This is a genomic window from Sphingomonas sp. KC8 (assembly GCF_002151445.1).
GTDB lineage: Bacteria > Pseudomonadota > Alphaproteobacteria > Sphingomonadales > Sphingomonadaceae > Sphingomonas_E.
This window is the reverse complement of the sequence record NZ_CP016306.1, coordinates 3,988,957-4,001,998: the sequence shown is the minus strand read 5'-3', so window position 1 is coordinate 4,001,998 and position 13,042 is coordinate 3,988,957. Positions and strand designations below refer to the sequence as shown.

Here is a 13,042-nt window from a genome sequence, read left to right as displayed (position 1 = left end):
AGAAATCCCCGGCAGACGCATCATCAATAGGATACCGATATATTCACACCCAAATACCGGCTAGAATCACGTGGCAGATATTGCTGCACCGATTCCGCGCCAAGCAATTGCTGAAAGTTGAATAATCCCGTGGCATAATGCTTGTTGAACAGGTTGCGCGCAAACAACGTGATACTGTAGCGATCGTTATCCCGTTCCTTTATACCAATATTGAAGTCAGCAATGCCATAGGCCTTCTGGATCGTCGTCGGATCCTGTGACAGCTGATATTGCACCGCACTCTGCCAAGTATAGCCCAGGCTGACATTCGCATCGAAGGGCAGGCCCGGCAGATCGACGCTGTAGTCGCCGACGATATTGGCCTTCCATTTCGGGGCATTGCTCAATCTGGCGCCCGCCAGATCCTGCACCCCGCCGACACAGCCCTGCGCCGGCGTCTGCCCCCCATAGCATTGCGCGCGAGGATATTTCTTGATCGTGGCATCGACATAGGCCGCGCCACCGCTCAGCGTGAATTGGCTGGATGGCTTGGCGATCCATTCCAGTTCAACCCCGCGCGTCCTTACCGACCCGACATTATCGAGCCGCAACGCGCCGCCCAGCGTGGGTTCCAGCGACTGGGCCTGGAAGTTACGATAGTCGGTTGCGAACGCGGTGACATTGAAGACGAGCCGGCGATCGAGGAACGTGCCCTTCATGCCGGCTTCATAGCTATCCGAATGCTCCGCCTTTACCGGCTGAAGCGCCGCAATCGCCGCGTTGAAACTGCTGGTGAGATCGTAGGACTGCCCCTTGTAGCCGCGGGCATAAGTGGCGAACAGCATCACATCATCCGATGCGTGATGCTGCAGGCCGAACTTGCCGGTTACCGCGGTATCATCGTCGAACCGCGCGAATTTTTCAGAATTGATATTGTTCCGGAACTTGTAGTTGATTTCTTCGCGATTGACTCGGAGGCCCGCGATCACGCTGGTCCGATCCAGGAATTCCCATTCGGCCTGGCCAAACAGCGCGGCACTTTTCGATTCCGAAGTCGCGTTGAAATTGGTTACCGCGATCAGCGGCCCCCGCTGGAATGCGCGCGTCAGATCATTGTCGGAATAATAAGCCCCCACGACATATTTCAGCGGGCCATCCGGCGATGCCAGGCGAAACTCCTGGCTGAAAGAGTCGGTGCCATATTGGCCCATCTGCGACACGCCGCCATGCAATGCGCCGCCCGTCAGAATTGCGAGAATATCGACGGCCGAATTATCCGTTTCGGCAAAATCCCGGAATGTGTAGCGATTGATCGCGGTGATCGACGTCAGCGTATGATCACCCACATCCCAGTTCATCTTGAGTGCAGCACCACGATCCTTGCTGGTCGGGCTGGCCAGCGTGTCGGCAATCGCATCGACATTGCTGGTGCTCGCGACGATGCCGGGGGCGAAGACCGCTGCGGTCAGCGCCGGGATCCGCAGCAAGCGCGCCTGCGGCGACAGCGACCGGAACGGCACGGCGCAGCATTCCGTTTTGGTTTTATTGTAGTGCCCGGACAGAGTTGCATCAAAACTGTCCGATGGTTCCCAGCGCAGCTTGGCGAAAATGCTGTCGCTTTTCCGGCCATTTTCCATCCGGTTGTTGAAAAGGTTACGGACATTGCCGTCATAACGATTCAGCGCACCACTGATCCGGAACGCCAGCGTGCTGCTGATCGGGCCGGAAATGCTTGCCGCATAACGCTGTTCGTCATCGTCGGTGATTTTCAGTTCGGCATGGGCGGTGAACTGGTTTGACGGCGCCTTGGTCGTGATGCTGATCACGCCGGCCGACGCCGATTTGCCGAACAACGTACTTTGCGGCCCGCGCAGAACCTCTACCCGCTCGATATCGACTAGGTCGGTCAGCGCCTGGGACTGCTGCGCCAGCGCGATATCGTCGACCACGACCAACACGCTGGATTCCACGCCGATGCCATAAGCGAACGTACCGATCCCACGCAGCGAGATCGAACTGACCGCCGGATTTCCACCATTCTGAAACGTCATGCTGGGGGCCATCTTGGCGAGATCGGTGAAGTTGCTGCCGCCGATCTTGGCAATCTCGTCACCGGAAATCACGGTCAGCGCAACCGGCACATCCTGCACATTGGCAGATCGTTTTTCAGCGGTGACGATGATTTCCTGGATCTCCGAACTCGGAGCCGCTTTCGATGTGCTTTGGGCATAGCCGCCCGCTGGCAACGAGAGCGCGATCAGCGCCGTCGTCGCCATCCATTGCGTCTTCATCCTTATCCTCCCCCTAAGCCGATTTATCAGGTCGTATCCGGGTGCCGTTTGCCGGCTTATTTCCGCGTGATTTCGATGGCCGATACCATGGCCGGGCCAGCCCCCGGCTCGAACGCGAGCATCAGGCGACCGCCCTTCACCGTGACGGGGAACGATCGTTCCACCGCCTTGAGCGCGCCGCCTGCGGCAGCGAACGGATCGAACCCCGACAGCAGCCGCTTTCCATTGGCGGAAACCTGGAAGGTGCGCTGCCCGGCCGCCGTTGCCGAAGGTTCGAAGAAATGCAGCACCACGTTCCAGGTGCCATCCGGCAGCGGCACGTCATATGTGAAGGCCCCTTCGCGATAGCCATCATGCAATCCGGCAATCCGCGCCCCATGGACGATCTTCGCCTTCGACGCGTTACTTGCGAGAAAGGCGGTTATATCCTTTGGATTGAGCACCCTGGCTTCGCCACCGGCGAAGAAATGGTCCGAACCGAATTGCAGCCCTCCGGCCAGCGTCTGCTCGGTCAGATCGCCCGAATTGATCCGGACGCCCCGGGCAACAGGATCCGGCCCGTTCAGCACAATTTCGTCCGTCACAGGTTTTCCTGCGAAATCGGCACTGGCCACCAGGCGGTTCTCGCCGGGTTTGAGCGCCACATTCTGCCAGACGCATATCCGTTCCGGACAAGGCCGCGTGCCGAGATCCGTATCCCCGACCTTCAGGGTCGCGCTTTCGCCATTGCTGTACACACGCACGTCGATCACGGGATAAGCGCGATTGATGTAGCGCCGGCCATTGATGTGAACGACCGGTTCGCTGCTCCAATTGGCCTTGTAGAAGTAGAAGGCATCCTTTCGCGTCTTGCGATCGTACGTCACGAGGCCCTTGTCGTTGAGGTCGATTGCGTCGCCTTCCACACGGAAATCGCTGGCGAAATCGAACATGTTCCACACCCAGCTGGCCCACAGATAAGGCCGCGCGGCCAACGCCCGCCACGATTCCTCGTGGATCAGGGACTGGAACTCTTCCGGGTGCGGCCGGCCGAAGGCGTTGATATGGCCCCCCAGCGGATTATCCGAATGCTGGGTCAGCGCCGCGCCGGCGCCAAATTCGCTCACCGCCAGCGGCACCTTCGGAAAGCGGACATGCAACTCATCCAGCAGCGGCCCCATGTCAGTCGGCTTCAACCCATACCAGCCGGGGTAGCGATTGACCCCGGCCACGTCCGTCACATCAAAGAGCAGTTCGGGGTCCGCCGGCCCGCCATAAGGCGAATTCGTGCAGCAGTCCGCGAATGTGGTCGGCCGGGTTGGATCTTCCTGCTTGGCCAGATCATTCAGATTCTTGAGCAGGTCGCGCGCCTTCACCGGCTTGCGCGTGAAGATCGAATAGCTGTCGACCTCGTTGCCGACCCCCCATGTCACCACCGACGGATGGTTATAATTTTGTCGAACCAGTTCCAGCAGTTGCTGGCGCGCATTGTCGACGATTTCAGGCGTCGGTGTCCCGCCGGTGAAGGATGCCGCGCTGACGTAGGGAATTTCGGCCCAGACAACCATGCCGCGCTCATCGGCCAGTTCGAACCATTTGGGCGCATGCTGATAATGGGCGAAGCGGATCGTGTTTGCGCCCAGTTCCTGGATCAGGTCCATATCCTCGACATGATCCGCGTCGGACAGCGCCCAGCCTTTGCCCTGTCGATCCTGATGGCGCGAAACGCCGTGCAGCGGCAACGACTTGCCGTTGAGGAAAAAGCCCTTGTCCGGATCCATCCGGAACGTGCGGATGCCCAGCGGCTGCTCCACCCGATCCAGCAGCTTCGTACCCGCGCGCAGTTCCACCACCACCTTGTACAGATAGGGATCGGCCCTGCCCTGCCACAGCCGCGGATTGGGAACGGTCAGCGACTGGCGAACGCTATCCACCTTGGCCGCATCCAGCCTGGCCGGCGCCGATACGGAGGCCACTTCAGCGCCCTTGTCGTCACGGATCGAAGCGACAACCCTGATGTTGCGGGCCTTGCCTTCGTCGTTGCGCAACTTGGTAACCACGTCGATCGCGGCCGCGGCGCCATCCACCGATGCAACCGAGGCATATACACCAGGGCCGGCATGATCGAGCAGATCGATATGGGTGGGTTCGGTGACGATCAGCGATACGCCCCGATAAATCCCGCCATAGGGAAAGAAATCGCCCGCGATCGGCAGCACGTTGGCCGTCGTGCTCCCGGCCTTGGGCTTGCTGTTGTCGGCTTTGACGACCAGGACATTGTCGCCCTTTGCCGCCATGAACCGGCTGACATCGAACCGGAAACGCGAATAAGCGCCATTGTGCCGGCCGACATAGTGTCCGTTCAACCAGACATCCGCGATCGTGCCGACGCCATCGAACTGAAGCACGGCCCGCTTGCCGTCGAGTTTTTCGGGCGATTGAAAACGCAGCCGATACCAACCCACACCCTGGAAATTATTGGTTTGCGCACTTCGTTCGGTGCGATATTCGCCGAGCCGGTTCCAGCTATGCGGCAGATTGACCGGTTTCCAGGAATGGTCGTCAAAGGCCGGCGCCAGCGGCTCCGCCGGCTGTGCCCCCTGCTGAAAACGCCACCCTTGCGCCAGATCGAACGCGCGGCGCGGCGCGGCGTCCGCCAAAGCCGGCTCCGCAAACACTAGCAGACCCAGCATGAACGTGCCTGCAAAGGCACCCTTACGTCCCACCATCATCCCCACCCCGCCTTTTCCGGCTGTCACTTGATTCTTATTGGCCTTACCTTTGTTCAGGATACATAAAGCCATGTCAAGATTTATGGTAAGGCCAATAAATCATACCTGCCAAACCACATTCTGATTGGGATGCGTGGGACTAAGCCTCTCCGTCGATCAGGCGATTCCCGCAGCACGGGCGTTGGCAAAGGGTGATGCGGGAATCGCCGAACGGCCGATGGCATTGGCTGGCCACGAGGCCATGGCGGAGCCGTCAGCCTGCGAGACCATCTCGCAATTGCGCGCGATCGCCGCCTGGACTGGGGTGAGTTTCTACGATGGCCGCATCGGCTGTAACTGCGGCATTATCCGGGCCAGGCCCATGATATCGATCGGCGCCTTATGCCAGCGGCGTCTTCACCGGCAGATGTTCCGCACCGGGCGCGGCATCGGGAACCGCGACCTCGATCCAGCCTTCGGCATCTTCGCGGAACGGGAATATCATCAGCGGCTTATACCCCGCCCCTCCCAGACATTCGCCGGTATCGAGCTTGAAACGGGCGCCGTGAAGCGGGCACATCACCGATCCGCGGCGAACGCGGCCTTCGGGCGCGAGCGCGGAAGCGGCGTGGCTGCAACGGTTGATGAGGACGTGGACCCGGCCTTCTTCCCGGCTGACGAAGACGGGCCAGCGGTTCACGATGAACGGCAGCATCGCGCGTTCTTCCACCTCTACCGCCTTGATCACACGATGATAGCTCTCGCTCATCCGCCTTCGTCCCGCCTTTTCGGACCATCATTCGCCCCGACGCTGCCGGTTTGCCTGGGCGCGGGCAATTGATGCTTGTAATAGCTGCCGGGAACGCACCGTGCACGCCATGGTCTCCCCAAGGAGAGCAGGAATGACGAACGGGAACCGTTACTGGCAACTGGCCGCACATCCCGAAGGAACCGACTTTGCTTCTGCGATCAAGCTGGTCGAAGAAGCAATGCCGACGATCGGCGATCGCCAGGTGCTGGTACGCAACCTGTGGCTGTCGCTCGACGCTGGAACGCGCATGTGGATGACGGCGCGGGAAGACAGTTACATGGCGCCGACCCCGCTGGGCAGCAAAGTGATCGGCTTCGTGCTCGGCCGTGTGGTGGCGTCACGTCACCCGGATTATACGGCCGGCGATCTCGTCCGCGCCTATGGCCAGTGGGCGGATCATTCGGTGCTGATCCCCGATCTTGGCGATATCTGGAAACTCGATACGATCGTGGACATGCGGCAGCATTTCGCGGTGCTCGGCCCCAATGGCTGGACCGCCTATGTGGGGCTGAACGAATATGGCCGGGTTCGGCCGGGCGAAACGGTGCTGGTGTCGGCCGCAGCCGGCGCGACAGGCCTGCTCGCCGCGCAGTTCGCCATGCAGATGGGCTGCCGGGTCATCGGTATCGCCGGTGGCGCAGGCAAATGCGCCATGCTGACCGATCGCTACGGGCTGGCCGCCGCGATCGACTATAAGGCCGAAAATGTCGCCGCGCGCCTCGGCGCAATCGCCCCCGGCGGGATCGACTGTTATTTCGATTGCGTGGGCGGGCCGATGCTCGACCAGATATTGCCGAACATGGCGATGAACGGCCGCGTAGCCGTCTGCGGGCTGATCGCAACCTATGACAAGGCTGACCGGAGCGGCCCCAAGACCTTCGATCTCGTCTTGATGAAGCGGCTGACCATTGCCGGCTTTTTCTCCCCCGATTTCTATTTTCGCGGGGAAGAGATCAACCGGCTGACGCGCCCCTGGCTCGATGGCGGCCGTGTCGACATGGAGTTCGACGTGACCGACGGACTGGAAAATACACTGACCGCTTATGGCAAGCTGTTCAGCGGCGGCAATGTCGGCAAGACGATGGTTCGGCTGGCGGATTAGCCGCCGGCTTTGGCCCGGCGGCTACGGACGCAACGGGGATTCATATTCGTCGACGAAGAAATGGCGGTGCATTGCACGATCGAACAGATGGTCCTCGTCGGCTGCGATTTCGGCGGCGATGGCGGGTTCGCCAAGCCGTTCCATGGCGGCATCGAACGCGCCACGATCGGGAAACCATATCTCCATGACGACATCGTGGTCAGGCTCGTCGGCGACACCGGTCACCGGGTTCGGCATCGGCACGATGTACCGGCGCATGTATCGATGGGCGAAACCGGACAGGTATTTCACACCGATCCGGGCATGGTGCCGTTCGTAATAATCGCGAAAATCCGCAATGCTCATACCGGGACGACGCTTGAGCAGGGTGACGAACTTGAGCATCAGCGCCGGTGATCGCTGACAAACCGCGCATAGCGGCGTAATTCCCAATCACTGTCGCCAAACAGCGAGGCGAGCACCAGCGCCCGCTTGAAGGCCTGCCCGACCATCAACTCTTCGGTTGTACCGATGCCGCCGTGGAACTGGATCGCATCCTCGCCAAGCTCAATCGCGCGCGCGCTGATGAACGCCTTTGCCCCGGCCAGTGCGATGCCCCGATCGGAATCACCCGTCGCCGCCGCGCTATAAAGATGCGAACGACTGAGTTCGAGCCGGCCATAATTGTCCGCCATGCGATGCTGGATCACCTGGAACTGCCCGATCGGCTGGCCGAACTGGTTACGCGTCTTCACATAATCGAGCGTGGCATCGAACATCATCGCCATCAGGCCGATCAGTTCCGCGTTAATGGCAAGGCGCGCATCCGCGAGCACCGCTTCCAGCACGCCAAGATCGCCGGGCATCGGTTCCGCCGCCACCTGCCGCAGCACGAGATCGCTGGCGGCCGAACCATCGGCCATGCGATAATCGCGCCGTTCTATTCCACTGGCGTCAGCGGAGACGAGGTAAAGCCCGACCGTTCCGACATCCGATTGGGCCGACACGATGAATGCGTCGGCAAAGGGGCCGCCGAGCACCATCTGTTTGGTGCCGTCGATCTTGACCATGGCGCCATCGCCGGATGCGCGCGCCGCGACCGCCGTTTCGTTGAAACGCGATTCATGTTCGGTATGGGCCAGCGCGACGAAGCCAGTGCCCGCGATCAGCCGGGGAAGCCAGATCGCCCGCTGGGCATCACTGCCGCCGCGCTGGAGCGCACCGCCGGCAAGCACGATCACCGGCAGCACCGGTTCGGTCGTCACGCCACGCCCCAGCGCTTCCATCACTGTGATCAGCGTATCGGCGCCACCGCCAAGGCCGCCCAGTTGTTCCGGAAAGTGGAAAGCGAGAAGGCCGGTTTCCGCCATCAACTGCCAGCCTTCGGCTGAAAAGCCATGAGGCTCAGCTATATAACGCAGGCGCTTGACCGCATCATAGCGATCACCGACATATTTCTCGATGAGATCGCGGAGCAGGCGCTGCTCCTCGCTCAGATCAAAGTTCAAGCGGCCTTCCCCCAAACCTGGCTGGCACGACGCATTGTCCGTCGTCAGAACATTTGGCGCAGATCGCGGCGTAGATTAGCGGAGTGCGGGCCTCGTCTGGGGATTGATGTTAGGCGGCGAGCTTGCGGTGCTGCAAGCGCCGATGTTCGATGGTCTGTCGCTTGAGCCTTTCGCGCTGCTTGATGATGGCCGGCGCCCTGCCGAAGTAGGCGTCGGCGGGCGTCACGTTGGCCAGGCTCTCATGGTAACGCTGGTGGTTGTAGTGCTCGACGAAGGCCTCGATCTGGGCCTCGAGGTCGCCAGGCAGGAAGTAGTTTTCCAGCAGGATGCGGTTCTTCAGGGTCTGGTGCCAGCGCTCGATTTTGCCCTGGGTCTGGGGATGACACGGGGCTCCGCGTACGTGGCTCATCTTCCGGACTTCGATGTATTCGGCCAGCTCACCGGCGATGTAGCTGGGGCCATTGTCGCTGAGCAGCCGGGGCTTGTGCAGCACCGTGGCGCTGTCGCAGCCGGAAGCTGCCAGGGCGAGGTCCAGCGTGTCGGTCACGTCCTCGGCCCGCATGTTGGTGCACAGCTTCCAGGCGATGATATAGCGCGAGAAGTCGTCGAGCACGGTCGACAGGTACATCCAACCCCACCCGATAATCTTGAAGTAGGTGAAGTCGGTCTGCCACATCTCGTTCGGGCGGGTGGTCTTCGTGTGGAACTGGTCGGCCGCCTTGATCACAACGTAAGCCGGGCTGGTGATCAGGTCGTGGGCCTTGAGCAGCCGGTAAACCGTGGCTTCCGATACGAAGTAGCGCTGCTCGTCGGTGAAGCGCACGGCCAGCTCCCGGGGGCTCAGCTCGGACTGTTCCAGCGCCAGCTCGATGATCTGGTCGTAGATCTTGGCCGGGATGCGGTTCCACACCCGGATCGGCACCGATGGCCGATCTTCCAACGCTTCCGGCCCACCTTCAAGGTAGCGATCATACCAACGATAGAACGTCCGGCGGGGAATGCCGAGCTGGTCCAGCGTGCGCTTGGCCGGCAGGTGCGACTGTTCGACGATCCTGATGATCTCGAGCTTCTCGGATGCGGGATACCTCATTCTTCGCCTTCCCCATCCGCGATCATGCTTTTTTTGAGCAGCCGGTTCTCGAGCGTCAGGTCGGCCACGCATTCCTTCAGGGCCCGGGCTTCGCGGCGCAGATCCTGCACCTCGCCGGTGGTCGCAGCACGAGCGGTGTCGCCGGCCAGGCGTCGCTTGCCGGCTTCCATGAACTCCTTCGACCAGGTGTAGTACAGGCTCTGGGCGATCCCTTCCTTGCGGCACAGCTCGGCAATGCTGTCCTCGCCGCGCAGGCCATCCAGCACGATCCGGATCTTGTCCTCAGCCGAGAAGTGCCGACGGGTCTGCCGCCGGATGCTCTTCACCACCTGCTCCGCAGGGGCCTTCGACGACAATTTTGAATGGGAGGATCTGGGCTTCATCTGCGTTCCTTCGTCACTGCGACGAAGCCCAGATCCTCCTCAAATCACAACCTCAAATCTGTGCCATTGGTGCTGACGGCGGACAGTCAAACGTGGTCAACGCGCGCAATTCGGATGAGAAGGCGTGATAGGTCGAATCCTCGGTCGCCCAGGTTCCGGCAGCACTCGACTGGAAATCACATGCGCACGCCCAGCGGTTATTGTTCCAGTTATAATTGGTTACCGACGTGAACGTAACGTCATCAAGTTCGTAGTTGATAGATCCCGTTACGGCATAAGAACGATACTTATTATAAAGAGACCCATCGGATTTTGAGTATGGGAAATTTGCCGCGATGTCCGTCGGAATATTATTCTGGTGCGTTACGAAATCTTCCTTGCACTCATATCCGTTCAGCTGCGAAAAACCCGACGGACAGGAATAAGCGACGTAGTTCCACGACGAATTATTGACCTTGTTGACGTCTGCCGATGCCTTCACGGTCGCGGTCAGGCGATCGGTCGGGGTCCATTTCAGCGTCACGCGGCCCAGCAATTCCCTCTCACCAGGTGCTTCACGCGCCGCCGGCGTCGCGGTGTGCGGTGTTGTCACGCCGGTCACCACGTCGAACGTGTTGTAAACAACCGGATCGGCGACGTTCCGATAATAGCCGCCATACATCTTGGATCCGCGCACCGCGACGCGAAGCCCCAGCGTATCGGACAGCGGCCCGGATGCGATCGCTTCCAATTGCACCTGCTGGGCCTTGAACTCGTAGGACGCCTTGCCACGGAATTCGAATTCATCGGTGGGATCGGCCGTCGTGAGGGAGATCACGCCAGCCGTCGCATTCTTACCGAAAAACAGCGCCTGCGGCCCTTTCAGGATTTCCAGCCGGGAAAGATCGAAAAACCCTTCGTTGATGATACGGCCCTGGCCATAATAAACGCCATCCACGACGATCGCGACCGACTGTTCGATACCGATCGAGGTCGACGACGAACCAATGCCGCGCATCGTAAGCTGCGCGCCCGAACCGTTCGATGCACGGCCGACGGTGAAATTGGGCGTGCGGGCCGCCACCTTTTCCAGACTCGTAAGATCCTGTTCCTCGATCAGCTTGGCCGGAAGCGCGGTTACCGCGACCGGAATCTCCTGAACGCTTTCGGATCGCTTGCGCGCCGTCACGACGATATCCTCAAGGCCACCGACTGGGCTGGCAGTGGTGGCGCCCGGTGCTGCCGATGCACCCTGCGCTTGCGGCCCGGATGACGCTTCCTGCGCCTGCACAGGGGCGACGAGGCCCAGCGTAATAGCCAGCGCGCTACATGCCGAGTGCAGGTAGGTGCGCGAACTGCCTATGATCATCTTACGCCCTTTCGTAGCGCCGCGGGTAGCCTGGCGGCCTGCCTATCCCCGCGCGGCGACTTCCAATCCCAATGCGGCCCTCTCTTTCGCACTAGGCGCAGGTCGGCTCGCGTCAGGATGAATGCGCCGAGACGACCGCCCCGTCACCCTGTCACAATCAGCAGGTGTGACAGGAACGACTGCGCGGGAAAACCGCACCCAGCCGCTGGATCAATGCGGAATAGCAAAAAGGGATTGAGGATGACGAGCGGCAAAAGGCTGGACGGGCGGATTGCCCTGGTATCGGGCGCGCTGCGCGGCATTGGCCGCGCCATCGCCGAATGCCTCGTCGCCGATGGCGCGACGACGATCATCACCGATCTCGATGCCCCGGACAGCGCGGAACCAAGGACGGTTCTCGCCGCAATTCCGGGCGCCATCTACATGCAGCTCGATGCCACCGACGATGCGAACTGGCAGAATGCACGCGCCCGTGTGGAGGCGATGTTCGGCCGCCTCGACATTCTGGTGAACAATGTCGGCGCGGACCTGACCGGCAAGGTTCAGGACCTGGCACTGGAAGATTGGCGCCGACTGATGACACTCAACATCGACACGGTTTTCCTCGGCACCAAGACCTTCCAGCCATTGCTTGCCAAGACGGGCGACAGCACGCCTTATGGATCGAGCATCATCAACATAAGCTCGATCATGGGTCTCGTCGGCATGGGTGAGGTTTCGGCCTACAATGCGTCCAAGGGCGCGGTGCGGCTGTTCACCAAATCAAACGCACTGGAGTTCGCCGACGCAGGGGTCCCGATCCGCGTCAACAGCGTTCATCCCGGCTTCGTCGAAACACCGCTCCTTCACAAGGGAATGGAACGCTGGGCCGCCCGCGACGGGACTGTCACCGCGCAGCAGCTGATCGACGCGATGGCGCAGACAACCCCGGTGAAGCGGCTCGCGCAGCCGATCGAGATCGGTCGGGTCGTCGCCTTCCTCGCAAGTGATGATTCCAGTTACATGACGGGCAGCGAAGTCGTCGTCGACGGCGGCTGGACCGCACGTTGATCAGGAGATCAGATATGTCCCCCTTCGACCTTTCCGGCACCGTCGCGCTTGTCACGGGCGCAACCGGCGGCATCGGCCGTGCAACGGTAAAAGCGCTGCGCGACGCAGGATCGACCGTGATCGCAAGCGACATCGCAGCCGAAGCCACAATAGACGCCGCCGCCGAATATCATCGTCTCGACGTGACCGATGAAGCCGCGTGGACAACGCTGATCGCCGATATCGCCGCCCGTCACGGCCGGCTGGATGCACTCGTCAACAATGCCGGAATCTCCGTCACCAACAGCATTGCCGAAACGAGCCTGGCAGAATGGCGCAAATGCCAGGCGGTGAATGTCGAAGGTGTTTTCCTGGGCACCAAGGCCGCTGCCGAACTGCTCCGCCGCAGTGGCGCCGATCGCAAGGGAGGGGCATCCATCGTCAATCTGTCGTCGGTCGGCGGGTTGAAGGGATCGGCCTATATGGCGGCCTATTGCACCAGCAAGGGCGCCGTTCGCCTCTTCACGAAAAGCGCGGCGGCCGAATATGCCATGCTGGGCTGGCCAATCCGCGTAAATTCGGTCCACCCCGGCGGAATCGACACCAGCATGATGGACACGATCTACGCCCGCTATGTCGAAGCCGGCCTGTTCGCGGACGAACAGACCGCGCGTGCAACCGTTTCCGCCGGACATGCGATCGGCCGGATGGGCGAACCCGACGAGATCGCCGCCGGCATCGTCTATTTGTGCTCGCCGGGCGCGAGCTTCATGACCGGATCGGAACTGGTGATCGACGGCGGCATGACCGCTCGCTGACTGTGCAAGAAGGA

The 13,042-nt window shown here is 61.0% G+C and carries 10 protein-coding genes; 3 read left to right on the top strand and 7 right to left on the bottom strand.

From position 1 onward, the window contains the following. Window positions 1–23: 23 nt before the first annotated feature. The 3 genes from KC8_RS19170 to KC8_RS19160 all read right to left on the bottom strand — a co-directional run bounded on the left by KC8_RS19170 (window position 24) and on the right by KC8_RS19160 (window position 5,729). Entirely contained in the window at window positions 24–2,270 is a 2,247-nt protein-coding gene (locus tag KC8_RS19170) for a TonB-dependent receptor (RefSeq protein ID WP_010126031.1), read from the bottom strand. Window positions 2,271–2,326: 56 nt separating this feature from the next. Continuing rightward, window positions 2,327–4,981: a glycoside hydrolase family 2 gene (locus tag KC8_RS19165; RefSeq protein ID WP_010126032.1), complete on the bottom strand. Its 2,655-nt coding sequence runs from the start codon at window positions 4,979–4,981 to the stop codon at window positions 2,327–2,329. A 379-nt stretch (window positions 4,982–5,360) separates the two neighbouring features. Next, entirely contained in the window at window positions 5,361–5,729 is a 369-nt protein-coding gene (locus tag KC8_RS19160) for a Rieske (2Fe-2S) protein (RefSeq protein ID WP_010126033.1), read from the bottom strand. Window positions 5,730–5,862: 133 nt separating this feature from the next. Between KC8_RS19160 and KC8_RS19155 the strand changes: the two genes are divergently transcribed. Then, on the top strand, window positions 5,863–6,873 hold the full coding sequence (locus tag KC8_RS19155; protein ID WP_010126034.1) for an NADP-dependent oxidoreductase: 1,011 nt from the start codon (window positions 5,863–5,865) through the stop codon (window positions 6,871–6,873). Between the two features lie 21 nt (window positions 6,874–6,894). Here the strand turns inward: KC8_RS19155 and KC8_RS19150 are convergent, their stop codons facing one another. The 4 genes from KC8_RS19150 to KC8_RS19135 form a co-directional block, all read right to left on the bottom strand. After that, the gene (locus tag KC8_RS19150; RefSeq protein WP_010126035.1) at window positions 6,895–7,257 is read right to left on the bottom strand and encodes an EthD domain-containing protein; all 363 of its coding nucleotides are present in this window, start codon (window positions 7,255–7,257) and stop codon (window positions 6,895–6,897) included. Beyond that, a complete protein-coding gene (locus KC8_RS19145; RefSeq protein ID WP_029624601.1) occupies window positions 7,257–8,360 on the bottom strand; it encodes an acyl-CoA dehydrogenase family protein in 1,104 nt (367 codons plus the stop codon). The genes KC8_RS19150 and KC8_RS19145 overlap by 1 nt, the downstream gene beginning before the upstream one ends. Before the next feature lie 109 nt (window positions 8,361–8,469). Then, window positions 8,470–9,833 (bottom strand): IS3 family transposase gene (locus KC8_RS19140; RefSeq protein ID WP_374952959.1). Its coding sequence is split into 2 segments (ribosomal slippage): window positions 8,470–9,483 and window positions 9,486–9,833, totalling 1,362 coding nucleotides; the frame shifts between segments, so codons are not numbered across the junction. Between the two features lie 52 nt (window positions 9,834–9,885). Next, window positions 9,886–11,181: a TonB-dependent receptor plug domain-containing protein gene (locus KC8_RS19135; protein WP_086495641.1), complete on the bottom strand. Its 1,296-nt coding sequence runs from the start codon at window positions 11,179–11,181 to the stop codon at window positions 9,886–9,888. Between the two features lie 240 nt (window positions 11,182–11,421). Between KC8_RS19135 and KC8_RS19130 the strand changes: the two genes are divergently transcribed. Together KC8_RS19130 and KC8_RS19125 are read left to right on the top strand one after the other, a co-directional pair. Further along, window positions 11,422–12,231, top strand: coding sequence for an SDR family NAD(P)-dependent oxidoreductase (locus KC8_RS19130; protein ID WP_010126923.1), 810 nt, complete (start codon window positions 11,422–11,424; stop codon window positions 12,229–12,231). 14 nt (window positions 12,232–12,245) lie between these two features. Next, window positions 12,246–13,028 (top strand): SDR family NAD(P)-dependent oxidoreductase, encoded by a 783-nt coding sequence (locus KC8_RS19125; protein WP_010126922.1) that lies wholly within the window; start codon window positions 12,246–12,248, stop codon window positions 13,026–13,028. The last annotated feature ends 14 nt before the right edge of the window (window positions 13,029–13,042 follow it).